General features: G+C 36.4%; 19 protein-coding genes. 8 read left to right on the top strand and 11 right to left on the bottom strand.

The features are described 5' to 3' along the window. Nucleotide 1: 1 nt before the first annotated feature. Together G3I01_RS11010 and G3I01_RS11005 are read right to left on the bottom strand one after the other, a co-directional pair. Nucleotides 2-1,453, bottom strand: coding sequence for an MBOAT family O-acyltransferase (locus tag G3I01_RS11010; RefSeq protein WP_219547822.1), 1,452 nt, complete (start codon nt 1,451-1,453; stop codon nt 2-4). A gap of 67 nt (nt 1,454-1,520) precedes the next feature. Then, nucleotides 1,521-2,528: a LacI family DNA-binding transcriptional regulator gene (locus G3I01_RS11005; protein WP_219547820.1), complete on the bottom strand. Its 1,008-nt coding sequence runs from the start codon at nt 2,526-2,528 to the stop codon at nt 1,521-1,523. Between the two features lie 116 nt (nt 2,529-2,644). Between G3I01_RS11005 and G3I01_RS11000 the strand changes: the two genes are divergently transcribed. The 4 genes from G3I01_RS11000 (at nt 2,645) to G3I01_RS10985 (ending at nt 5,163) form a co-directional block, all read left to right on the top strand. Beyond that, a complete protein-coding gene (locus G3I01_RS11000; RefSeq protein WP_219547818.1) occupies nt 2,645-3,109 on the top strand; it encodes a DCC1-like thiol-disulfide oxidoreductase family protein in 465 nt (154 codons plus the stop codon). 242 nt (nt 3,110-3,351) lie between these two features. Next, nucleotides 3,352-3,672, top strand: coding sequence for a phosphoribosylpyrophosphate synthetase (locus G3I01_RS10995; RefSeq protein ID WP_219547816.1), 321 nt, complete (start codon nt 3,352-3,354; stop codon nt 3,670-3,672). Nucleotides 3,673-3,770: 98 nt separating this feature from the next. Continuing rightward, nucleotides 3,771-4,268 (top strand): DNA starvation/stationary phase protection protein, encoded by a 498-nt coding sequence (locus G3I01_RS10990; RefSeq protein ID WP_219547814.1) that lies wholly within the window; start codon nt 3,771-3,773, stop codon nt 4,266-4,268. 13 nt (nt 4,269-4,281) lie between these two features. Further along, a complete protein-coding gene (locus G3I01_RS10985) occupies nt 4,282-5,163 on the top strand; it encodes a mechanosensitive ion channel family protein (RefSeq protein WP_219547813.1) in 882 nt (293 codons plus the stop codon). 75 nt (nt 5,164-5,238) lie between these two features. Here G3I01_RS10985 and G3I01_RS10980 read toward each other — a convergent pair whose 3' ends face one another. Continuing rightward, nucleotides 5,239-8,958 (bottom strand): metallophosphoesterase, encoded by a 3,720-nt coding sequence (locus G3I01_RS10980; protein WP_219547811.1) that lies wholly within the window; start codon nt 8,956-8,958, stop codon nt 5,239-5,241. A 57-nt stretch (nt 8,959-9,015) separates the two neighbouring features. Between G3I01_RS10980 and G3I01_RS10975 the strand changes: the two genes are divergently transcribed. Then, nucleotides 9,016-10,200: a Pycsar system effector family protein gene (locus G3I01_RS10975; RefSeq protein ID WP_219547809.1), complete on the top strand. Its 1,185-nt coding sequence runs from the start codon at nt 9,016-9,018 to the stop codon at nt 10,198-10,200. Here G3I01_RS10975 and G3I01_RS10970 read toward each other — a convergent pair. Continuing rightward, on the bottom strand, nt 10,192-12,558 hold the full coding sequence (locus tag G3I01_RS10970; protein ID WP_219547807.1) for a GAF domain-containing protein: 2,367 nt from the start codon (nt 12,556-12,558) through the stop codon (nt 10,192-10,194). The two genes, G3I01_RS10975 and G3I01_RS10970, sit on opposite strands and share 9 nt — an antisense overlap. Nucleotides 12,559-12,694: 136 nt before the next feature. Here G3I01_RS10970 and G3I01_RS10965 point away from each other — a divergent pair, with 136 nt between their 5' ends. Next, the gene (locus G3I01_RS10965) at nt 12,695-13,816 is read left to right on the top strand and encodes a TlpA disulfide reductase family protein (RefSeq protein ID WP_219547805.1); all 1,122 of its coding nucleotides are present in this window, start codon (nt 12,695-12,697) and stop codon (nt 13,814-13,816) included. Nucleotides 13,817-13,862: 46 nt separating this feature from the next. On the opposite strand, the gene G3I01_RS10960 is transcribed toward G3I01_RS10965, so the two are convergent. Together G3I01_RS10960 and G3I01_RS10955 are read right to left on the bottom strand one after the other, a co-directional pair. Then, the gene (locus G3I01_RS10960; protein ID WP_219547803.1) at nt 13,863-14,549 is read right to left on the bottom strand and encodes an SIMPL domain-containing protein; all 687 of its coding nucleotides are present in this window, start codon (nt 14,547-14,549) and stop codon (nt 13,863-13,865) included. Between the two features lie 48 nt (nt 14,550-14,597). Beyond that, nucleotides 14,598-15,245, bottom strand: coding sequence for a rhomboid family intramembrane serine protease (locus tag G3I01_RS10955; protein WP_219547795.1), 648 nt, complete (start codon nt 15,243-15,245; stop codon nt 14,598-14,600). 52 nt (nt 15,246-15,297) lie between these two features. Here G3I01_RS10955 and G3I01_RS10950 point away from each other — a divergent pair, with 52 nt between their 5' ends. Beyond that, the gene (locus tag G3I01_RS10950; RefSeq protein WP_219547793.1) at nt 15,298-16,203 is read left to right on the top strand and encodes a lipid A biosynthesis acyltransferase; all 906 of its coding nucleotides are present in this window, start codon (nt 15,298-15,300) and stop codon (nt 16,201-16,203) included. Here G3I01_RS10950 and glmM read toward each other — a convergent pair. Then, nucleotides 16,200-17,585, bottom strand: a complete 1,386-nt coding sequence (gene glmM, locus G3I01_RS10945) for a phosphoglucosamine mutase (RefSeq protein WP_219547791.1) — start codon at nt 17,583-17,585, stop codon at nt 16,200-16,202. The two genes, G3I01_RS10950 and glmM, sit on opposite strands and share 4 nt — an antisense overlap. A 141-nt stretch (nt 17,586-17,726) precedes the next feature. Here glmM and G3I01_RS10940 point away from each other — a divergent pair, with 141 nt between their 5' ends. Then, the gene (locus G3I01_RS10940; protein WP_219547789.1) at nt 17,727-18,320 is read left to right on the top strand and encodes an acyl carrier protein phosphodiesterase; all 594 of its coding nucleotides are present in this window, start codon (nt 17,727-17,729) and stop codon (nt 18,318-18,320) included. 45 nt (nt 18,321-18,365) lie between these two features. Here G3I01_RS10940 and G3I01_RS10935 read toward each other — a convergent pair whose 3' ends face one another. The 4 genes from G3I01_RS10935 to G3I01_RS10920 all read right to left on the bottom strand — a co-directional run bounded on the left by G3I01_RS10935 (nt 18,366) and on the right by G3I01_RS10920 (nt 24,101). After that, complete coding sequence (locus G3I01_RS10935; protein ID WP_219547788.1) at nt 18,366-19,451, bottom strand: M12 family metallopeptidase; 1,086 nt, start codon at nt 19,449-19,451, stop codon at nt 18,366-18,368. Nucleotides 19,452-19,685: 234 nt separating this feature from the next. Continuing rightward, nucleotides 19,686-20,735 carry a M12 family metallopeptidase gene (locus tag G3I01_RS10930; RefSeq protein WP_219547787.1) on the bottom strand — a complete coding sequence of 350 codons (1,050 nt, stop codon included), beginning with the start codon at nt 20,733-20,735 and terminating at the stop codon, nt 19,686-19,688. A 440-nt stretch (nt 20,736-21,175) separates the two neighbouring features. Next, nucleotides 21,176-22,996 (bottom strand): thrombospondin type 3 repeat-containing protein, encoded by a 1,821-nt coding sequence (locus tag G3I01_RS10925; RefSeq protein WP_219547785.1) that lies wholly within the window; start codon nt 22,994-22,996, stop codon nt 21,176-21,178. Nucleotides 22,997-23,078: 82 nt separating this feature from the next. Further along, nucleotides 23,079-24,101 carry a hypothetical protein gene (locus G3I01_RS10920; protein WP_219547783.1) on the bottom strand — a complete coding sequence of 341 codons (1,023 nt, stop codon included), beginning with the start codon at nt 24,099-24,101 and terminating at the stop codon, nt 23,079-23,081. Between the last annotated feature and the right edge of the window lie 32 nt (nt 24,102-24,133).

The following is a 24,133-nucleotide window of genomic DNA, read 5'->3' as shown; positions in this document are numbered from 1 at the left end:
ATCAAAACTGGAAATAAATAAAGTTAGTTTCTGAAGAAAACATATAAAGACCAATTAGCAGTATCAAAAAACTATGGATAAGCCAATTAACTTTGTTATTATTAATATAAACTAAGTTTTCTATAGCAAATTTTTCCCTTCTACCTAACCATTCAATAATAAAAAAAAGAATAATTATTGGGGCCAATTTAACCGAAAAACCAATTCCTACATAGTAAGGAAATGTAAATAAAGACGGGTCAAAAACACCTTTCAAATAACTTACAGCATGACCTATATTTTCTGCTCTAAAAAACACCCAAGCAATTAATGTAAGGAAAAAAGTTAAACTCATTTGACCAAACTCCTTAAAATTAGGAAATAATGAGTTTTGAGCCACCACTTCCATATTTTGGCGATTTTTTTTGGCCAAAAGAAGAGGTAAAAAATATAAGGCATTTAAAGCTCCCCAAACAATAAATGTCCAGTTGGCTCCGTGCCAAAACCCACTAACAATAAAAATGATAAATGTATTTCTAACTTTCATCCATGTCCCTCCACGACTACCTCCCAGTGGTATATATAAATAGTCCCTAAACCAGGTAGACAAAGAAATATGCCAGCGACGCCAGAATTCTGCAATATCTCTGGAAAAGTATGGAAAAGCAAAATTTTGCATTAAGTTAAAGCCGAATAGGCGAGCAGTTCCAATAGCTATATCAGAATACCCCGAAAAATCCCCATAGATTTGAAAAGTGAAAAATATAGCTCCTAAGAGCAACGTACTTCCTGACATATCACCTGAATTCTCAAAAATATGATTGGCGAAAACAGCACAATTATCTGCAATAACTACTTTTTTAAATAATCCCCATAAAATCTGCCGCATCCCATCAACAGCTTTGGAGTACTCAAATTTTCGGCTTTTATAAAATTGAGGTAATAAATTAGTTGCTCTTTCAATAGGACCAGCTACAAGCTGAGGAAAAAAACTAACGAAAGCCGTAAAAGAAATGAAATCCTTAGCCGGTTCAAGACGCTTCTTATATACATCTATTGTATAACTTAGAGTTTGAAATGTATAGAAACTAATTCCTACCGGTAAGATAATATCTAATGAGTTTGCATTTAAATCGTAACCTGCAACGCTAAAGGCCGATATAAAATTATCAAGAAAAAAATTGTAGTATTTAAAGAATCCTAGAAATCCAAGATTTACAATAATGCTAATCCATAATAAAATTTGGCGGTGTAATTTATTTGTGACAATACCTAGGTTTTTACCTACGAAGTAGTCAACAAGAGTACTGAAAAATATAAGTGATAAAAAACGCCAATCCCACCAGCCATAAAAGAGGTAACTTGCAGCAGCAACCAGAAGATTCTGCCATTTAAGATTCCGGTTAAAGACAAACCAGTATAAAACAAAAACAATCGGCAGGAAAATTGCGAAATCTAATGAATTAAATAACATTTATTTTATTCGTATTGATAATTTCGGCAAATATAATATTTAATTTCAGGTGAGATGGAATTCAAAATTAAAACCCCGTAGACTCCAAATGAACCATAGTGGTTGCAATTATCTTTTCTTCGAACTTTCCAGACAAGTATTTCCCATTAAGCCTGTTATTTAAAATTTCCACCGCCTTGGATCCTAATTCCTGTGGATGTTGTTCGATATAGCTTAATGAAGGCGTTAGATACTCCGCCACCTCTTTACTCATATAACCTATCAATTTAAGATCATCGGGCACTTTAATGTTTTCCTCGTAAGCGACTCGTGTCGCCATAATCGCACTCTCAAAATCGGTACATAATAAAGCCTCAATTTTTTCAGTAGTTATAAGTTCCCTGATCTTTCTTTTCAGCTCAGTTGGCTTTGTACTGGTAGCCATGTACAAATTGTCCAATTCCTTCATCGCCTTTTCGTAGCCTTTTATTCTCAACTGTCCTATTCCAACATGATGAATTGCTGAAGCAAGACCTATTTTTTCCAATCCCTTTGCCTTAAAGAACTTTGTTGCATCATAGAAGCTCTTCTCATCGTCTACCCCAATTTTGTCTGAAGGAAGTCCTAGATTAATTCTGTCATAAATCACTACTGGTATATCATAATCCAACAGGGCGTATAAATGATCGTATTCCTGTTTTTTCTGAGTTTCCTCTGAAACTGCTATCAATACACCATCAACCATTCCCGAAGTGAGCATATCACAGATCTGCATTTCCCGATCCAGTGATTCATTAGAAATATAAGTGATCACCTGCTGTTCATGTTTCTGAGCTTCGGCTTCCATTCCGGAAAGAACCCTGGCAAAAAAACTATTTGAAATATTTGGAATTACCACTCCAATTGTACCTGTCTTACTTTTTTTAAGATTAACTGCAACAGGATTGGGCCTGTAATTATGAAGTTTCGCTAGTTCCTTTACTCTTTCAGCAGTTTTAGGACTTATCTCGGGACTGTCATGTAAAGCTTTTGAAACTGTTGAAATACTGACATTCAAGAGTTTGGCTAATTCTTTGAGAGTAATTTTACTTTTCATAGTTCACAGGAAAATAAGTTATAAAGGTTAAAAAAATTACTGAATTTGCACAATATTAGATTTAGTTTTGATTTAGAACTATTTTTTTAGTCCTTTACTATGAAAAGAGAACTCTAGTGTTTGGAAGAATAGATCATACAAATTATCCCCCTAAGCAGAATGTATTGATCTGGGATGGAAAATGTGGATTTTGCAAATTCTGGAAAACGAGATGGGAAGAAAAGACCAAAGGAAAGATAAGATTTAAAACCTATCAGGAATTCGCTCAGAACTTTCCCGATATCCCTCTGAAGGAATTCAAAAAGGCCAGTCGTTTAATTGAACCAGACGGAAAAGTCTACAGTGGCCCAGACTCTGCTTACAGAAGTCTCTGGCACTCTGGCACTACTTTCCATCATGAACTTTACCAGAGCAATAATTTTTTCCGTAAGTTCAGTGATCACGCCTATAATCATATAGCTAAAAACAGACATTTTTACTTCAGACTGACAAAATTCCTTTTCGGGAATAACCCTTTGAATTTAAAGCATTACTGGATCTTCTATCTGGTTTTGATCATTTTAATTTTATTCCTGCTATGAAAATTCCCAATTCATACTGGTTTTATATTATCGCGGCAATTATAACTATTATCGGCCTGGTCACTGGCTGGTATTTCTTTCTGGTGATTCTACTACCCTTAAGTTTTTTTCGTTCAAAGAATCGGGATGAATAGCGGGAAAACACCGCTATTATTGGAGTTAAACTTATCCTAAACCCCTCTAAGTTTTTGCTCAAATGCGGCTTTCAGTGTAATTTGAATTAGAAATAAAATTCAAATAAAATGAAAGATTACGGTACATTATCTCAAGCGATAAATAAATTAAAATTAGAGGAAGGTTATGAAGAAGATTTTAACCTTTTGGATGAAGAGATCGAATTAAAATCCAAAAAACAAACTTTCGGGGTTGAAGAGTTTGAAGTTGATAAGGTATTACGATTTGAAGGAATGAGTAATCCTGATGATAATGCGATTCTTTATGCAATTACCACCTCAAATAATCATAAGGGAGTTCTAGTTGATGGATATGGAGTATCCAGTGGACAGGTTTCTAAAAAAATGATGGAAAAATTAGATTTAAAAGACCATAGATCCCTTGGATAACCTAAGTTAAACTTCTATTAAAGTGAGGATGGAAATTTGCAAAACAAAGCTTCCATTGTAAATTTGTATTGAATTTTAAAAAACGATAAATAAAAACTATGAATTACTTAGGTTTAGATTCAGATAAGACAAAGAAAACAGTTGAGGAACTAAATATCCTATTAGCTGATTATCACATATATTACCAAAAGCTTCGTAACTTTCACTGGAATGTAATTGGCAAAAACTTTTTCGATCTCCATGAAAAGTTCGAGGAATTGTATGATGATGCAAAATTGAAGGTTGATGAAATTGCTGAGCGTATTCTTACTCTAAGATACCAGCCAACCAGTAACCTTAGTGAATATCTTAAAGATTCAAATTTGAAGGAATCTCCATCAGATATCACAGATAAGAAAATGATCGAAATTCTCCTTGATGACCATGGGGCGATTTTAAAACAAATGAGAAAGGTCATAGATACCGCTGATGCCGCAGATGATGAAGGAACTATAGATCTCATTGGCGCTTATATCCGTGAGCTTGAAAAAACAAGTTGGATGTTGGATGCCTGGAAAATGAAAACTAGTGATCAACATAAACCGGTAAAAAAATAACCAAAACTAAAATATGGAGGATTTCAACATTCAGGATTCTTTAAGCGGCATAACTGAAAAATTAAGTGGATGGCTAGACTCATTGATTCTAGGCCTTCCAAATTTTCTTCTGGCCGTAATCGTTTTCATTGTCTTTACTTTTATTGCGAAATATATAGGACAATTATTTGAACGCGTCACCAGAAATCAAATCAAACAGGATTCTATAAGGTTAATGACGGTCAAGGTTATTAAGGCCATTGTAATACTTATAGGATTTTTTATTGCCCTCGGGCTCCTGAATCTTGATAAAGTCCTTACTTCAGTACTAGCTGGTGCTGGTGTGGTTGGTTTAGCTATTGGTTTAGCACTCCAGGGAACTCTTAATAACACCTTTTCTGGTTTGATCTTAAGTTTTCTTCCAGAGCTCCAAATTGGAGATTGGGTAGAAACTAATGGCTATGCGGGGACGGTTACAGAAATTAACCTGAGAAATATTGTGATCAAACAATCTGATAACAATTATGTAGTGATCCCGAATTCCAAGATAATTGAAGAACCATTTAAGAATTTTACCAGAACTGCAAGATCAAGAGTTTTTGTTAATTGTGGGGTTGGATATGAATCAGATCTGGAAATGGTCAGAGATCTTACGTTGCAAGTTATAAAAGATCTATTTCCACAAAGAGGTAATGAGGAAGTTGAATTCATGTATAACGAATTTGGTGATAGTTCAATAAATTTTACGGTTCGATTCTGGACAGATGTAACTAAGAACAGAGATATTCTGGTAGCTCAGAACGAAGCTATTATTGCGATTAAGAAAGCCTATGACGGTAAAGGAGTCAACATTCCATTCCCTATTCGCACAATTAATTTCAGCAATAAACTGGCATTAAATAAATCTGAAGAGTAAAGTTGCTTTTTAGAACTAAAAAAAGCCCCCGCAAGTAGCGGGGGCTTTTTATTTTATATCAACTAAGTTATATCATTAAAACTTGAACCCGATCCCAAATTGAAACCTGGCTCCTTCTTCACCAGCAAAGATACTGAAATTCCCCTGTATAGCATCAGCACTATTAATCCAGATACCTCCTCCGTAACTGTCATGCCATTTATCACTATCCTGAGTATCCATCCATACTCTTCCCAAATCATAACCTGCATAAATACCTGGTTGGAAAGGTAAAAAGCTCGTCTTTATGGTATTGAATGAATATCTAAGATCTGCTCCCGTACCAAAAGAGCTTTTTCCGGAATATCTTTCTAATCTGTATCCCCTAAGGCCACTATCGGCGCCCAATTGTGCAGATTGGTAGAATTCATATTCCTTACCAATATTTATATGAGCTTCAGCTCTGGTCTTTATTACTAATTTACGGTTTCTGGTAAGGGCATTATAGAATCCCATATATGGTTTGAAATAACCATACTGCCTGCCTGGATCTGCTGTATTAATTTTCGCTCCAAGGTTCAGTTCAAAAAGCATTCCCCTGGTTGGATTCAGCACATCATCATAACTTTCATATCTATACATAGCATCCAGACCAGCAAAGTATTTTCTATCGAAAAAATCTGGATCTTCACTTACGAAGTCTTCAGTAATAAATCTTCCATCTTCCTGCTGAACTTCTATACCTTCAAAACTGGCGGTAAAACCAAAATAGCTACCAAAAGGAGTTTTATTCACAAGTGCGGCTCTTACACCATATTCACTTAATCCTACCCTATTGTAACTTAGACCGAGCTCATCTTCGAAATTTTCAGTTTCATTACCAAAACCGAAAAAGTTCTCTGAAAAATTCGGACTAGCGAAATTGGCTCCAACCTGCAAATTATAACTACCCACAATTGTTGCAAATTCAGCTTCATAATCTAGTGCGAATCCATTCGTTGCTGAATGTACCTCACCGGAAAAAGTATGTTGAGAAGTAAATGGATTTCTTTTGAACTTATTGATCGACTTTACAAATTCCAAACCAAATGAAAATCCAGAGTCTGGATTATAGCCAATTCCAGGGGTTATAGACCCAGAAGAAAAAGTCTTTTTATCCTTATCATAGGTATTGATCTCGTAATTATCTGTAAGCCTTAATTTAGCTCCATCAATTTTTTCAATGGTATTAGGTAGTGATTTGTGATCATAAACTTTTAAATTTTTACCATAATCAACTGTGTAGATATCGTTATTCTGACCACCAATTACCCTTAAGAATATCTTGGCAGGGCCATCTCCCTTAACGTTGATCTTATCATCATCATCTAATCCATAGACCCAGATCTCTTTTGTCTCTTCATATTTATAGATCTTGTCGCTTAGTTTTTCAGCTCTTTCACCATCCTTATTTCGGGTAATAGTCACCCTGGTTTCATTATCTGAAAGCCTTACAATATCTATGAAATCATCTTTATCTGTTCCGGTTACTATCGCGAGGTTAGCAAAATGGTCATAATATCGTTCAGCAATATCAACGATATTATCTCTTCTACCTTTTACATTTTCAATTAATTCCTGGGTAGCTTTTCCTTTGGTTTCTTCAGGTAATTTTGAAAAGGCCTCCTCTATAGTTTCATCTGTCACATTCTCTTGGATGAATTTTGCCTGTTCCAGCCAGGTAGACTTCCCTACGTTCTGGATTAGCGATCTATCCAGACCTAAAGCAGCTATGTTGAACCACTCTACATCCTTAATATTATCTCCATATACCGCAAATTGATTGGCAAACCCCGTAATAGCTCTTAGTGTTCCGAAAAATGCGCCATCAAAATTAGAAAATACCTGGTCCCTATCCCTGGGCACAGGTTTAAAATGATGTTCTCCCTCATTGTTTTCGATCTCAGACCAGCGCCACTGGTCCTGGTGCCTGTCCCAATCTCCAATTAGCATGTCGAAGATCCTGGCTCGCACATAAGAAGCTTCATCAAGGATATACTTTTCATCCCTTCTTAATCTCTCGATCATATCTGCAGTACTCACAATATCATGATCTGGGCTTCCAAAAGATTCATATCCCGTCCAACCTTCTTCAGGTCTTTCCACGATCATATAAATATCATCTCCATGTACTGAATTATATTTTCCAAGAGCTTTCTGCTTCGGAAGATAAAAAACCTCTGGATTTGTATGATATACTCCAGCCGCTTCACTTAAAGTTGGAATGGTAAGAAAACCATATGGATGTGCAGCAGTATAAAAATCTGTCAGAAGATTATCTGCCACTGTATTTTCAAGCTTATCTTCAACTGGTTGATTTTTAAAAGCTACATTCTGCAAAAATCTTAGAGCATCCTTTCTAACTCTCCTAATATTGTATTCACGTCCCAGGCTATCTTTAACACGCAGGGAAACGGTCTGATGTCCTCCGCCTTCACGAACCACCTCTAATCCGCCATAGAGAGTGTCCAGATCTGCAACCTTCAGGGTCACATCTGTACCATATAATTCGCGATATCGCTCACCCCAAACAGTCTTGTGAACTGTACCTTTTTCAGTTTCAGACTCCTTGTAAATGGATGTAGTTATTGTTTGAGGGAAACTTTCTGGATATTCCTTGAATTCAAATGGAATAGGAGTCTCCATCACCTGCTTCTGAAAAAGCAATTTTGGTTTATTGTCTTCATTTCCGTAGAAACTAGCCCACACTGAACCATCTTTAAAAATATCAAGTACAGCGAAACCCTGTCCATTATAAGCAAACAGTCCATCGTTACTTAGTGTCGCATAGGAAGCTTTTGAACCCGATCCCGAAACTATCTGTTTCACACTATCGTGTTCAATGTACTGAAGGGAATGTTCATGACCGGAAACAAAGATCAATCTTTCATTTCCCCTGGCAATGGTAGAGAGCCTTGTAGCCAGAGATTTATACCTGTTATTTTGAGCATCCTGAATGGAAACTCCACCGGTAGTTCTAATAAGAGTGGCCAGAGATCCTAATATTGGAAGGGGAATTTTCTTTTGAGACGGATAAATATGCCTATCAATAGTATATTGACCTCCATGCACCCCATTGGTGTAAATAGGATGGTGAAGCGCTATTAGAATAGTTTTGTTTTGGTTCTTTTTGATCTCAGATTCAACCTCAAGGAACATTGCTTCCCTGGTCTTTATTTGCTCGCAGTCGTCATTGATCTTAGGATTCTTATCCCAATCCTCCAGATACCACTGAGAGTCGATCACGATCAATTGAATATTTTCTGAAATTTCGATAGACTCTAGTCCGCAGCCAATTTCAGGGCTCCAAACCAGGATTTCCTCAAATTTACTTTTCAGATAATCTTTCTGCCTTTCAAGACCTTCAAGTTTTTCATTATACCAGTCGTGGTTTCCGGGAATAAAAACAACCTTCCCCTTATAGTTTTCTATAGCATCTAATTGCGCGTCCAGTCGATATTCTGCCTCTTCCCTTTCTGGGGAATCTTTTGGGGGCATCCCATCAGGATAAATATTATCTCCAAGGAAAATAGTATAGTTCTCTGTTTTATTAACCGAATCCAGGTATCTTTTAAAAGCAATAAGGCCTAAAGAAGTGCCACCGGGTGGAGAGTAACCGGCATCGCCAATTAGATAAAATGACTTTTCAATTTCCTTATTTTTCGGGTAACCAAAATCGGACTCTTTTTGCTCCTCAGCATATTTTGGTGCCACGGTAACACAAGAAAAAACAAGGAACAGAATAAAAAATGGGGCTAAAAGTTTAACTTTTTTCATAGAAAATATTGGTCAATTTTTTTTGTAATTTGGGCGTTACAATTAAGAACTTCATGTATGAATAATCTCATAGAGAAAGCTGATAAATTTGTTGAAGAATTATTTAAAGAAAAACTGCCGAACACCTTTATATATCATAACTACCAGCATACACAGCGTGTGGTTAAAAGTACTAAAGAATTAATCGATAATTCTGAAATTAATGTTAAAGAGGAAGAGGCGCTAATGCTAGCGGCATGGCTGCATGACACAGGATACATTCATACCTATAAAGGCCACGAACAGAAAAGTGCCGAAATAGCTGAAGCTTTCTTAAAAGACAATAATGCCACCCAAGAACTAATAGACAAGGTCAAGAAATACATTCTTGCCACCAATTTTTCAAAGATTCCCGAATGTTTAGGCGAAAAGATCATTCGTGATGCAGACTCCTCTCATTTTGGCAAAAAATATTTCGAGGAAACCAGTGAACTTCTTAGGCAGGAGTTGGAACTCCATAACGTGAAGCATTTCACAAATGCAGAATGGCTGGAAGAGAATATTCTTGTATTTACTGAAAAGCACCAGTACTATACAGATTATGCTATAAAAGAATGGGAACCAAAGAAGGAGGAAAATCTCCTTGAACTTATTGAAAGCAAGAACAAACAGCAGAAAAAGCTTAAAAAAGAGGAGCATAAAGCTCGCATGAAGGCTAAATATAAAAATGAAAATCCTGAAAGAAGTATTCAAACTCTTTACAGAACTACTTTAAGGAATCATATAAAACTTAGCGATATTGCAGATACCAAAGCGAATATCCTTCTTTCAGTTAATGCTATTATCATTTCCCTTGCAATTGCAGATATGATCCCAAAGTTGGAAGCAGCATCTAACAAACATCTTCTGGTTCCTACTCTAATCCTTATACTATTTAGTGTAGCATCGATCATTCTTTCAATTATGTCTACGCGCCCAAATATTACCAGCGGTGAATTTACAAGGGAACAGGTAAAGAAAAGAGAAGTAAACCTTCTGTTCTTCGGGAATTACCATAAAATGCCTTTCGACCAGTTTAAATGGGCAATGGGAGAACTAATCAAAGACAAGGATTATGTCTACGAAATGCTGACCCTGGATTTACACCTCCTGGGTAAAGTTCTACATAGAAAATATTATTTGCTAAGGCTTACTTATACAGTTTTTATGTCGGGAATTATAATTTCTGTCCTGGCTTACATCTTATCATTTTATCTAATGTAATTCTTCCATTAGATCTTCATAATTTATAACTTTTTCAGGATGATTGCTATCTGGGGTATATAGTATATTTACCCGGATAGCTTTCAATCCAACCACACCCTGAACATCTTCAAGCTCTAATAATTCCACTTCATCACCAAAATAACTTTTTGCCTGAAGATACTTTATGTATTGTAAATACTCTCTCTCGTCACTACCCTGGGAATAAACAATGGTCATTTTCCCTTTTTGAGTGACCCGCTCCTCAGTTCCTTTTACAAAAGCTTTATCGATACGTTTTTTAATGATCTCGTACCTGGCATTATAGGTGCCATCAACATCAAATTTCTTTTCATCCATTCTATATCGAATAGACATCGTACTGTTATAAACAAGGATTAAAGAAGCTGCTTCGAGTTTTATAGGGGTATTTTCCTGTAACTGGTAGAAACGATTTTCCATTTCACACATGGTGCTTAATTGCCACAGCCTTAGATTGAATAAATAAACCTTATTAAATGGCCTCTTATTGGCCATGGAAGCGCCTATATACATATTATGGTCTACGCCATCTGTTTTATATCTTTCAAAATAATGTGGATATATTTCCTGAGCCTGAATCTGCTTTTTATCAATATATCTCGACATGGTACGATTTATCTGTTGCACAGTATCATCATACTTTTTTCGGTGATTATATACCAACCCGGTTTCAGGATTAAGCATTTTAGAATAATCGTCAACAAGATTTTTGATCTCATCAGATTGCTTTTTCAAGTGGCTCATAAGAGGATTCACCTCTTTCTGCAGCAAATTGAAAACCTTTTGTTCGCTACTGGCATTCAAGGTATCTAATAGCTCTTCCCTAAAATCTGAAATCCTGTATTTTACCTGATCATAAATGGGTAATTCTTCGATCTTATAGGCTTTTTCAATAATATCAAGAATGATATCTAATTGATCCAGAAGATCCCTTTTAATGGCTTCATTTCGCGCTTCAGAAGAGGCCACGATATCTATCTGACCATATAATGGAAATACATCCTTAAAGGTAATATCTTTAAATGATGCCAGACCATCTTTATCAAGATCCCGTATAAATTTTTTGGCTTCCTTTTCAAAGACCCAAAGCACGCTGGGGTGAATAGAAGTACATTCACTTTGAATAACAGCTTTAACCCGGTTCTCGAAATCATTACGATTTCTTTCAACCGTCGTAACTATATAAGGCAAAATATCATCCAACTTGATCGCATTAATACTATTTAGCTCATTCTTTCTCTGAGAAACCAGTTCTAGTACACCTAATAGCTTTCCATTTTTAGCAATTGGAGCTAGAAGGCAACTTTTTACATTATTCTTTTTAAGGTTTTTAGCCAGAAGATTATCATTATCCTTAATATAATCATCCACATTAGAGATAGTAAAATAGGCGTTTTCGTCAATCAGCTTCTGAAATCCACGTTCACATATTCCAGTATCACAATCATTAACAAGTTTTTGATCCAGAATAAAACTGGTAGCTTCCTCATTATCCATCCTTTCAAAAACCATATCTCTACGGTTAAAAACGGTAAATCCTACCCTGAGATCTGAGATCTTGTAGATAGACCTGAATATTTCCTGAAGTTTCTGCAGCTCTTCGGTCTCATTTACCTCCTCAAATAATAAGGTGGTTTTTAATTCAGAGATCGCATCATCAATAGTAACATCGGTTAGATTAACAATAGTAAATCCTTTAAAAATATAGCTATTAGGTGGTATCTTCTCTTTCCATAATTTGAGATCATCCACATTTTGAAGCAACTTGTCTACATCTTCCTGAGTGATCTCTGGCGCACTATCTTTTTTGATGATTTCCACGAAATCTGCATTCATCGCCACTCTGTAATGCCTTCGTATACCCTGTTCATCTGGAATATCATAATATAATGGCCTGGAAATATCCATAGTATAACCATAGCAATGCTTTAATATCTGAATACAGGCATAGATATAAATAAGTTCATCATCGGTATTTCGAAAAGTCAGTTGAAAATCATCTCCTGCTTTCTTCAAAATCTGCTTCAGCCTTTTAGATTTATTGAAAAGGATATCATGAAAAGGTACCGAAGCGGCCTTAATTTCATTGTTAGTAAGAATATTTGGGAAAAGGTCATCCAGCAGGATCTTAATAGGTTCCCTGTATTTTTTCAAAAGATCAAGATCCTGAAAACCTTCTGAAAGCTCGGGATAATCTGAAATATAATTAAGCATATCCTCCATGTAGTTTTTGGATATACTGCTTTCTATCTCTTTAACTTCCTTCTGATATTGCTCGATCACTTTATGAAAACTGATCTTTATCTCTAAAGGAAACTCTTTTAATTGCTGCGTCATAACCCGATAATTTAAGGTAAAATTAAAAGTTATGGAAGCCCAAGAAGTCCAACGACAAGAGAATTAACAATAATTTATAAAATATGAAGTACTAAGAGAAGGTAGTTCTTTATTTTTGTGAAAAATTTTATAACAAATGAGAAAAATAGCATTATTGATTTTTGGTTTCGCTTTAATTTTAACAGGATGCCAGGAAGATAAGGGCTACTACCTTAGCGGAACTATAGATGGAATTGAGGACGGTAAAAAGGTCTACATTTCAGAAAGAGATGAAACAACCAGCAGTCTTAAACCAGTTGACACCGCGGTCATTAAAGATGGAAAATTCGAAATTGATTTGGAAGATCCGGATCAACCAGGCTTGAGCTTCTTAAGATTTGAAGGAGTTAATGGGAATGTGGTATTTATTACTGAAAACCAGAAGATCAGTTTCGATATAGATAAAGACAGTATCAGAAACACGAAGATTAGTGGTGGTAAAGAAAATAAGGCCTTAGCTGAATATCTTGATCATTTAAAGGAGCTTAATCAAAGAATGGTAGATATGCAAAAAGAAATGCGCCAGGCTGCTATGGAAAAAGACACTGCTAAACTTAATAGTCTCAGAGAAGCACAGGCTGAAATAAGAGATAACGATAAGAATTACAAGGAAGAACTATTCAATCGTAATAAAGATTCCTATGTTTCTGTGATGTTGTTGATGGATATGCTAAATATGAGATCTCATTCTTCCCCTGAAGTTAGAGAGATGTATTCTGAAATTTCAGAAAGGTTGAAAGAAACTCCATTAGCTAAAACTTTAAAGGAAACACTGGATAATAATCTTGCTGCTGAAGTAGGAAGTAAAGCTCCTGCATTTACTGCTCCTACTCCAGATGGTGAACAGTTATCACTTGAAGATAATCTTGGTAAAGTGACTGTAGTAGATTTTTGGGCAGCGTGGTGCAAGCCTTGTAGAGTAGAAAATCCAAATCTTGTTAGAACTTACAACAAGTATAAGGATCAGGGATTGAATATAATTAGTGTTTCGCTAGACAGACCTGGTCAGAAAGATAAATGGCTGAAGGCAATTGAAGAAGACAACCTTGAGCAATGGAAGCACGTTTCAAATCTTAAGTTCTGGAATGAGCCTGTCGCGAAGCAATATAGAGTAAATGCTATACCCGCAACTTTTGTGCTTGACGAGAACGGGATCATTGTTGCAAAAAATCTTCGAGGTGATGCCCTTTCAAATAAAATTGGAGAATTACTTCAGTAATTTTCTTGAATATTTAATAAAAAAAGCGCCTAAGTGGCGCTTTTTTTTATTTCAACTCAAAACCAACACTTACTTTGATCTTGATCTCTAATTCCCCCGGAGCTATAGTTTGCTGGCTGCCTTTAGCAGCACTCATTTCTACAGCTTCATCCATCCGATACACTGGCTGAAAATTATTATAATCCATTTCACTAATAGTTATCGCTTTCCCTATTTCCTGACCTAGAGGTTCAGCAAGTTCTTTAGCCCGTGATTGAGCATCCAAAACCGCTAATTTCCTGGCTTCCTTTTCATATTTCTCCATTTCGGAAGATTTAAATTGAATTCCATCTATTCGATTCAATCCATTTTCCAAAAGCCCTTTCATTATTTTCTCATAATCTTTAATATCATGAAGAGTGATTGAAATTGCTTGATTTGCGACGAAACTATATGTTTTGTCATTATAATCGTAGCGTTTATTGAGGTTCACATAATCTGTTTGAATATCTTTTTCCTCCACGCCCTGAGATTTCAAGTAACTTATAACCTTGTCGACAACCGCGTCATTCTGTTTTTTCACCTCAGCAGCAGAGGAACCTTCATGTTCTATTCTTGATTTTATAAGAACTTCGTCTGGTTCAACTTTTACAACACCCTCTCCGGTTACGTTTACTACGGGCACTTCCTTGCTTTGCTGAGCTAAAACCGGTAAAACGGCGGTTAGAGCAATAAAGAATATCATTTTTTTCATATAAATAGTTTTTAGTTACGGTTGATTCTAACCAAGAAGAATACCAAACTAGATTCGGCCGGTTCTTTGTAGAAAAAATAATATCACAATAGGTATGGCAAGAAGAACCACCATTAAAAGATGTGTTTCAAAAACCCAGGGTGCAAAAAGCATAGTTATTAGATACCCACCGGTAGCACCACCAAAATGCGCATCGTGACCAATGTTGTCTGTTCTTCGCTTCATCCCGTAAATGGTATACAATAAATAACCAATACCAAATACATAGGCCGGCACGGGAATCACAAAAAATAGACCTAGGGTCATATCAGGTTGTAATAAGATCGCTGAGTATAGCACTCCCATTACAGCTCCACTAGCTCCAACGGCCGTATAATTATAGTCATCTTTGTGAAAAAAATAAGAAAGCAGATTCCCTAGTAATAAGCTACCAAGATAAATTACGATAAAGGCGATTGCACCTAAATTATAGATAAGGACATTGGCGAAAAAGTAAAGGGTTAACATATTTACGAATAGATGGCCAGTATCTACATGTAAAAATCCAGAAGTAAAGATCTGAAATTTAGACCCTTGCTTTATATCTGAAATATTGAATTTGTATTTATTGAAAAAAGATTGATCACTAAAACCTTTAAATGAAACCAGAACGTTCACGGCAATCACAACGAGCGTTGCAAGGCTTAATTCTCCCATATTTGCTTAAGTTTAGTTTCAAATATACCATATATTTGCCGAAAGTTTTTTTATGCAAGGATTAGTTTTCTGGTTGATCTACCCTATCCTATGGCTGGTTTCCATTCTGCCTTTCCGGTTATTTTATTTGTTCTCTGATGCGGTCTTTTTTCTTGTATATCACATTATTGGATATCGAAAAAAAACAGTTCGTGAAAACCTTGAGCTGGTTTTTCCTGAAAAATCTGAGAAGGAAATAAAAAGAATTCAAAAGGCATTCTATAGCCATATGTGTGATATGTTCCTCGAGATGATCAAAAGTATCTCGATCTCTGAAAAGGAAATCGAAAAGCGCTTCACCTTTACTAATGTGGAATACCTGCGAAAATTAGAAAGCCTGGATAAGAGTCTTGTAATAATGCTAGGCCATTATGCCAGTTATGAATGGATAAATGCCTTACAGCTATATGGTCTGAAATACAAGACCTATGGAATATATAAACCAATCAAGAATAAACGGTTTGATACTCTTGTGAAAAAAATCAGGGGAAGATTTGGGGGCACCTTAATATCAACTCGCCAAACAACAGATGTTATAAGGTATAACCAGGAAAACGGGATACTCGGCAATTATGCCATGATCGCCGACCAGTCACCTAAACTAAGCCGGGCAAAACATTGGCTTCACTTTATGGGAATAAGAGTTCCTGTATTCGAAGGTTCAGACAGACTTGCCCGAAAACTGGATATGGCCGTAGTTTATCTGCATGTTGAGAAAGTTGGGCGTGGATATTATGAAGCAACCCTTAAGCCTATCACAGAAAAAGCTCCGGCTGAACCTGAGAATGCGATCACAAAAAAATTCTTTGAATACCTTGAAGAGCAGATCTATAAAAAACCGGAATATTATCTATGGACCCATAAACGATGGAAACATCGCAATGAGCCCATTCCTAAAAATGCTGAAGTTATAGATTAAGAAATTATATCCTGGATCTCCTTGATCATTTTCTGAGCAAGATCATCTGCCTCCTGCTGCGATTTCGCTTCGGTATATATCCTGATAATAGGCTCGGTATTTGATTTTCTAAGATGAACCCAATTTTCCGGAAAATCGATCTTTACTCCGTCTACCGTAGTAATCTCCTCCTGGGCATGTCTTTCTTCAACCGATTTCAAAATACCATCTACGTCAAGACCTGGAGTTAATTCGATCTTATTTTTGCTCATGAAATAAGATGGGTATTCTTTTCTAATTTCAGAGACTTTTTTACCGTTTTCAGCCAAATAGGTAAGAAAAAGAGCTGAACCTACCAGGCTATCCCTACCATAATGAGCTTCAGGATAAATAATTCCTCCATTACCTTCTCCTCCTATAATGGCTTCATTATCTTTCATAAGCTGAACCACATTCACTTCTCCCACGGCACTGGCTTCATAACTTCCATTATGTTTTTGGGTAATATCGCGAAGCGCTCTGGAAGAAGATAAATTACTTACCGTATTTCCGGGCGTTTTAGACAGCACATAATCTGCGCACGCCACAAGAGTATACTCTTCACCAAACATTTCACCATTCTCATCTATAAAAGCCAGCCTGTCTACATCTGGATCTACTACAATTCCGAAATCTGCTTTTTCTTTTTTCACCAATTCACAGATATCTTTCAGATGCTCCTTCAAAGGTTCGGGATTGTGAGGAAAATGACCATTTGGTTCGCAATATAGTTCGATAACCTCTACTCCCATACGCTTTAACAAGGCAGGAATAGCGATTCCTCCTGTTGAATTCACTGCGTCTACGGCCACCTTTAAATTCGCTTTGGCTACTTTATCTGCATCTACAAGTTTAAGCTTTAAAACTTCATCAATATGCCTATCAATATAGTCATCAATTACAGAAATTTCACCAAGTTCATCAACTTCAGAAAAATTAAAACCTTCCTTCTCTGCAATCTCAAGAATATTAGCTCCTGCTTCACCATCCAAAAATTCACCCTTACTATTCAAAAGTTTCAGGGCATTCCATTGTTTAGGATTATGACTTGCGGTTAGAATTATTCCACCATCTGCTTTTTCCAGAGGAACTGCCACTTCCACCGTTGGTGTAGTAGACAATCCCAGATCGATAACATCTATCCCCAGCCCAGTTAAAGTATTCATGGTAAGCTCCTGTATCATTTTACCGGAAATCCTGGCATCCCTACCAACAACCACCTTAAGTTTTTTCTTATCTGAATGTTCTTTCAGCCAGGTGCCATATGCTGCAGCAAATTTTACAGTATCTACAGGAGTTAAATTCTCTCCTGTTCTTCCTCCAATTGTTCCTCTAATTCCGGAAATAGATTTTATTAATGTCATTCGTCTGTTTAATATTTATTCAATGATTTATCTAAAAAACGTAGGGATTTCAATATTTCACAAATATACATGGCTACCCTCCTACTCTCCAAAACTTAACAAAAATTAACCCTCCCAAAGTTTAATTTGTATCTTCCCGAAATGAATTTTCTGGCACATATTTATCTATCGGGTGATAATGATCAAATAAGGATCGGAAATTTTATGGCAGACTCTATAAAGGGAAAGAAATATTTAAAGTACCCTAAAGAGTTGCAAAAAGGAATTGTACTTCACAGAGCGATCGATTATTATACAGATACGCATCCGGTTTTCAGGCAAAGCACGCAGCGCCTGTTTTCCAGTTATAGTCATTATAGTGGCATTATAGTAGATATTTTTTATGATCACTTTTTAGCCGCAAACTGGAGAAATTATTCTGAAGTGCCGTTAGAAAAATACACCCTGGATTTTTATAAACTATTAAATGAAAATTTTGAAGTACTTCCTGGGCGAGTCAAAAATTTTCTCCCTTACATGATAAAGGACAATTGGCTCTTAAGTTATGCTAGTATTGAGGGCATTGAAAAAGTTCTTTCAGGAATGAATCGCAGGACTGGAAGAAAATCTAATATGAATGAAGCTACCAGAGAGCTCAAAGAATATTACCCAGAATTTAAAGCTGAATTTGAGAAATTCTTTGAAGACATAATTCAATTTTCAGATGAAAAACTTGATGAACTGAATAAGAAATAAAAAGACCGGCACTTGCCGGTCTTTCTCTTTGAAAAATTAAATATTTTATTTCACCAGTCTCCATCTACCATCAATCAACTCTACTTCTTTGAGGTTTTTTCCTTTTTCTACCCACCAGGTATCATCTTTTCTTAGCACCATCACGCCTTCAATCACATAATACTCTCCATTAATATATTCTGGTTCTGGATTAGTCGGCTCTGGCTCTGTTGGCTCTGGCTCTGTTGGCTCCGGCTCAGTTACAGCTTCCGGATACAACACACTAATTCCTTCAATATCACCAGAAGATAGACCTGCTCTTTGCGCAGAATAAAGAGAACCATCTTTTTTAGTAATCGTAGGTTGACCGTTTGCTGAAAAGGAATAAGGACTATACATCATTATAGATCCAAGATCCAGTCCCGCAGTATATTCTGCTCCATCCCATCCTGCTTCTTCATAAGTATAGAAATTATGCTCACGTCCAGAAATAATATTATCGAAGTGAACTGAAATAGTTTGGTCACGATCTGCTCTACTCTGCTCATGCCATAAGCCTACTGCATGCCCAATCTCATGTATTGTATTTCCAGTTGAACAACCATCTGCCAAAGTTATAGGCTGCCTTCCCCCAATCATTCCAACATAAGAAGAGCATCCACCACCAGGAGTAAAATAGACATAGTTAGATTCTGAAGTTCGTTTCACGAATTTAACAGCAGTATTCGATTCCCAATGATTAATAGCATCTGCAACACGTTGCTGATTAGGTAAAGCTGGGTCTATCTCATAAAAAACGGTATTCTCTGGCCAGAAGAACTTTGTGCGACCTACACTTTTATTAATTGCATTAATATCTTCATCAGCATCCAAAACCAATTTCACCGGACTTTTGGATATATTATTTTCCGGAAGAAAAATATCGCCTTGATAAATATATTTACCATTGATCTCTTCTACTGCAAGTTTTTTACCGGCGAAGAAAATATCTGAAACCACTCCTTCCTTACCTGGAAATGCGATTTCAGTTAGATCGTCGATGAAATACGATTGAATTTCATTCTCTGAATTGATAGATTCAGAAACTTCATCTTCGCTGCAGGCAATTAAAATAAGAAATGGAATTACTAAAAGGTACTTTAGATTTTTCATAAGTAAGTTGTTAAGTTAAAAAATGGCAGATTTAAATAGATTGGGGCTATTCTGAACTGCTGGAAAAATTACGGTTATTAATCGATTAATTTTGTCTTTCGTCGGAAATCCTAAAATTCGGTATTTAAGACTGTTAAAAATTTAACTGTGTAAATAATCCCCATTGAGTGTGGCATTAACATTTTATTTACACAAAAAAGACTCGGTATAAATACCGAGTCTTTTTAATAAATATTATTCAAAAACATAATACCAAGTTCCATCTCTCAATTCGACTTCTCGCCAACCTCTAGAGGAATAATAGTACCATCTATCCCAGTTTCTTAGAACTCTAAGACCCTCGATTGTGTAATATTCACCGTTAACATATTCACCACCAGATCCACCACCATCAGCAGAATACATGGAATTTGCTCCCTTGATATCTCCACTAGATAAAGAACTTCTTTGAGCACTGTATAATGAACCATCTTTTTTAGTTATGGTAGGTTCTCCATTACTTGAAAAAGAATAAGGACTGTACATCATTATAGATCCAAAGTCAAGGCTTGTAGTGAATTCTTTACCATCATAACCTGCTTCCACGTAAGTTTCAAAATTGTAATCTCTTCCACTCTGAATATTATTCCAGTGAATTGTTACGTGGTTATCTCTGTCTGCACGACTTTGTTCGTGCCATAAACCAACAGCATGTCCAATTTCATGTATTGTATTACCAGTTGAACAAGCTGAAGCAAGGGTGATATTTTGCTTACCACCTATCATTCCCACGTAAGAGGAACAACCAGAACCTGGAGTGAAATAAATATAATTTGACTGCCCAGAACGTTTTACAAATTCCAGGTTTGTATTCGCTTCCCAGTGACTAATTGCGTCATAAACACGGTCTTTGTCTGGTAAACTTCCGTCAATTTCGTAGTATACAGTGTTGTCTGTCCAATATGCAGAAGTACGTCCTACACTTTTGTTTTCAGGTGCTTTTTCACCCTTCTCATATACCAGCTTTACGGGACTTTTAGAGGCTTTCCCTCTTGGAATAATGATATCACCCTGGTAAATATACTTCCCGTCAATATTTTCTACAGGCATTTTCACACCAGTATAATAAATATCAGTAACAGCACCTTTTGAATCTGGGTATGCTATCTCTACTAGAGGATCTTTTGAATTTGAGGTTTCGATTTGGTTTTCATTTTCTACTTGAACTTCTTCTGATACGGGGTCATCGCTACATGCCATTATAGATAGAACAGGTAGCCAGAAGAATAATTTCAATTTTCTCATAAGTAGGTCTTTTGTTTTGCGTTTAAAAATTGTTTTAGTTTTTCTAATTCGGTCAGTGAATTACAAAGTCTATTCCAAAAAAATTAACTAAATATTCTGCTAAAATTTTAACAATCAAATTCTTACACAATTCTAAAAATTAAGTTCAACTCAAGATTTGGGTAATTGAGAATCGACTTATTTTAAAATTAAAAGAACGACTGAAACCATTAGATTTCACAATACTTAGATTAAAAAAACATGGTTTAAAATGAACTTAAATTATTCACTGACAGATTTAAACATATAACTTTTTAGAAATAATCAATCTTTTTATTGAAATAAAAAAGCTGTCCGGAAAGATCCGGACAGCTCCACACATTCCACAAAGGAATGAGTATTTAACCCGCAAAATTAGTCACCCCCCGGTCAAATAATTCAGTCGGGTTAATTTCTTTAATTTAATTAGGCTCACAAATGTTAGCCGCAACTCTTACGTAGATAGGATAAGTGAATGATCCTTCCACAATATTATTGTCATCATCCTGGTCAGAGCATGCTATAGCGCCACCAGATGAATCTGTTACCTGAATATTATATTGAGGAACAGTAGCCGTACCAGTATCAAAATTATACTCTAGACCACTACCGGTCAAAGTAATTCCAAATGTTCCGGCAGCAACAATTTCACCTTCTTCAAATAGTGGAACACCGGTATCGAGAGTAATTTCAACAAATGAATCTCCTTCACCATTTAAAGTAGCTCTAAAGCAATTTGTTCCAGGATCTGTTATGGTCCACTCACAATCACTCCCAGCCTCATCCTCGCAACCATCTCCGTCTTCATCAACAACAGGAACTTCAAAATCACAATCATCCTCAGCATTAGGAACTCCATCGTTATCTATATCAGGATCACATGCGTCACCCATACCGTCTTCATCAAAGTCGGCCTGATCGCTATTTGAAATAGCCGGACAATTGTCTTCTCCATTAGGAATACCATCATTATCACAATCTGCTGCAGCATCTTCAGGATCACATCCAGGATCTATATCTTCACATCCATCTCCATCTTCATCTACATCTGGAACTTGCATGTCACAATCATCTTCATCATTTGGAACACCGTCATTATCAATATCCGGATCACATACATCTCCTAAACCGTCTTCATCAAAATCAGCCTGATCTTCGTTCGAAGTTTGTGGACAGTTGTCCTCTCCATTCGGAATTCCGTCATTATCACAATCTGCCTCAGGATCATTTATATCGCATACAGGACCATCATCTGACGCACAGTTAAAGAAAATGTGCCAGTATTCTGTAGTTTCATCGCTTCCATCCTCGTCAAACAACATCTGGATCATATCCCATGAAAGTGTTTCTGTAATTACGGACTCATCATCTTCCTCTGCGGTATAATATCCATCCCAATCTGATAAGGTTGCTTCAAATACCAGGTAAGGTTGATCTGAAGCTACATCGCCTGGTCCAGGAATTACCACACAAAGTGGATCTGCCCAATAAGTACCATCGTCATTTCCGGTTTCTGGAGATAATCCTTCGTAGATCATTTCACCTTTACCATCCTCTGCCTCGGCATCGTACTCGTAAATTGCGAAGGTATAATCTGCAGTGTAATGTCTACCAGCATCTGTACAATAGTTGGCAAATACGCAGAATTCATAAAGCGGAACAGGATTGATATCGAAGAATTGATATCCATATAGGTTCACATCACGGTCATCAAAACAAATCACATCTACATTGACATAATTCTTTGACCCAGCTCTTAAATTAAATGTATTAGAAAGTGGATCTGATACAAATTGAGCGTATTCACTACCCTCTTTTGGAGCTACCCAGATTGGCATACCTGGTGCACCATCAACATCATTCCACACTACAAAATCTGTTAAGGTTACAGAAACTGTAGTTTCTCCAGAAGGGATTGGAATTTCAAGTGCATCGTCATATGCAGTAAAAAGTCCCTGATCATCCTGTAATATTTCTACAACCACTTCTACGGGAGTATCGTCTTCCCCATAAGTTAATTTAATTTGGGCATAAGCCGGATCGTCGGTTGAACATTCCGGAATGTCTTGTTCCTGTTGTCTTGAAAATTGATTTCCAAGATCTGCTAGAACTGGCCCAAAATAAATACTTGCTGCATTATCTGCCACATCTCCATCAACGTTTACTGTTTCATCTTTAGAACAAGAAGAAAACAATAAAGCAATGAGGGCAAAAAATGCCATATAATTTTTTAATAATCTCATAATATTAGTTTTGGATTAATTGTGCAATACATTATTAAAGAATCTAACCCGGAGATATCACCGGGTTAGATTTAATAAATTTCTATAGTGGAACAGCTGCTGCATCACCACTAGGACCATCTTCTTCATCACAATTGAAGAAAATATGCCAGTAGTTAGTAGTTTCATCATCTCCATCTCTATTCAATAGAGATTCTACGGTATCCCAGGTAAGTTCCTGTGTAATCACCATTTCATCATCATCGTCTGCAGTATAATTCCAGTCTACAAGAGTAGCTTCAAATACTAAATAAGGTTCATCACTTGCTGCATCACCTGGTCCAGGAATAGCAACACATAATGGATCTGCCCAGAATGTACCATCAGACATTCCTGTATTAGGAGATAAGTCTGAATAGATCATCTCACCTTTTCCATCTTCTGCTTCTGCATCATATTCATATAAAGAGAAGGTATAATCTGCAGTATAGTGTCTACCTTCGTCTGTACAGTAGTTCGCGAAAATACAGAACTCATAAAGTGGGATTGGAGTTATATCAAAGAATTGGTATCCATATAGATTTACTTCACGATCATCGAAACAAATCACATCTACATTTACATAATTTTTAGATCCCGCTCTAAGTGAAAAAGTATTTTCAAGAGGGTCATCAACGAACATATCGAATTCACTATCATCTTTTGGTGCTACCCAGATCACTTCTCCAGGTGCTCCGCCATTATCACTCCAAACAACAAAATCTGTTAAAGTAACTGATACTGATGTTTCTCCGCTTGGAATTGGTATTTCCAGATCATCACTATATTCGGTAAATAGTCCCTGATCATCAGATAGAATGCTTACTATGGTAATTACCTCAGTGTCATCATCCCCATACACCAACCTAATTTGAGCAAAGGCAGGTGGAAGATCTGAACATTCAGGGGTATCATCTGGTGTAATCTGTTGTCTATTTAAATCCATGGATTGTAATACAGGTCCTAGACTCAGACTTGCTACATTTTCTGATATTGAGTCTTCAGGCCCAACCTCATCTTTACTACAAGAAGTAAGGAGCAAAGAGAACACGGCGACTATCGCCAAATAAAATTTAAATGTTTTCATTTTTTCAAGTTTTAGTTAATATTTAGAATGGT

The organism is Gramella sp. MT6 (assembly GCF_019357415.1).
In the GTDB taxonomy this organism is placed as follows: Bacteria; Bacteroidota; Bacteroidia; order Flavobacteriales; family Flavobacteriaceae; genus Christiangramia.
Note: the sequence above shows the minus strand (reverse complement) of the source record. Positions and strands in the feature narration are given on the sequence as shown.

Excerpts from the sequence above, each read along its gene's own strand:
- G3I01_RS11010 (WP_219547822.1), bottom strand. The coding sequence starts at position 1,453 with ATGTTATTTAATTCATTAGATTTCGCAATTTTCCTGCCGATTGTTTTT.
- G3I01_RS11005 (WP_219547820.1), bottom strand. The coding sequence starts at position 2,528 with ATGAAAAGTAAAATTACTCTCAAAGAATTAGCCAAACTCTTGAATGTC.
- G3I01_RS10995 (WP_219547816.1), top strand. The coding sequence starts at position 3,352 with ATGAAAGATTACGGTACATTATCTCAAGCGATAAATAAATTAAAATTA.
- G3I01_RS10990 (WP_219547814.1), top strand. The coding sequence starts at position 3,771 with ATGAATTACTTAGGTTTAGATTCAGATAAGACAAAGAAAACAGTTGAG.
- G3I01_RS10985 (WP_219547813.1), top strand. The coding sequence starts at position 4,282 with ATGGAGGATTTCAACATTCAGGATTCTTTAAGCGGCATAACTGAAAAA.
- G3I01_RS10980 (WP_219547811.1), bottom strand. The coding sequence starts at position 8,958 with ATGAAAAAAGTTAAACTTTTAGCCCCATTTTTTATTCTGTTCCTTGTT.
- G3I01_RS10975 (WP_219547809.1), top strand. The coding sequence starts at position 9,016 with ATGAATAATCTCATAGAGAAAGCTGATAAATTTGTTGAAGAATTATTT.
- G3I01_RS10970 (WP_219547807.1), bottom strand. The coding sequence starts at position 12,558 with ATGACGCAGCAATTAAAAGAGTTTCCTTTAGAGATAAAGATCAGTTTT.
- G3I01_RS10965 (WP_219547805.1), top strand. The coding sequence starts at position 12,695 with ATGAGAAAAATAGCATTATTGATTTTTGGTTTCGCTTTAATTTTAACA.
- G3I01_RS10960 (WP_219547803.1), bottom strand. The coding sequence starts at position 14,549 with ATGAAAAAAATGATATTCTTTATTGCTCTAACCGCCGTTTTACCGGTT.
- G3I01_RS10955 (WP_219547795.1), bottom strand. The coding sequence starts at position 15,245 with ATGGGAGAATTAAGCCTTGCAACGCTCGTTGTGATTGCCGTGAACGTT.
- G3I01_RS10950 (WP_219547793.1), top strand. The coding sequence starts at position 15,298 with ATGCAAGGATTAGTTTTCTGGTTGATCTACCCTATCCTATGGCTGGTT.
- glmM (WP_219547791.1), bottom strand. The coding sequence starts at position 17,585 with ATGACATTAATAAAATCTATTTCCGGAATTAGAGGAACAATTGGAGGA.
- G3I01_RS10940 (WP_219547789.1), top strand. The coding sequence starts at position 17,727 with ATGAATTTTCTGGCACATATTTATCTATCGGGTGATAATGATCAAATA.
- G3I01_RS10935 (WP_219547788.1), bottom strand. The coding sequence starts at position 19,451 with ATGAAAAATCTAAAGTACCTTTTAGTAATTCCATTTCTTATTTTAATT.
- G3I01_RS10930 (WP_219547787.1), bottom strand. The coding sequence starts at position 20,735 with ATGAGAAAATTGAAATTATTCTTCTGGCTACCTGTTCTATCTATAATG.
- G3I01_RS10925 (WP_219547785.1), bottom strand. The coding sequence starts at position 22,996 with ATGAGATTATTAAAAAATTATATGGCATTTTTTGCCCTCATTGCTTTA.
- G3I01_RS10920 (WP_219547783.1), bottom strand. The coding sequence starts at position 24,101 with ATGAAAACATTTAAATTTTATTTGGCGATAGTCGCCGTGTTCTCTTTG.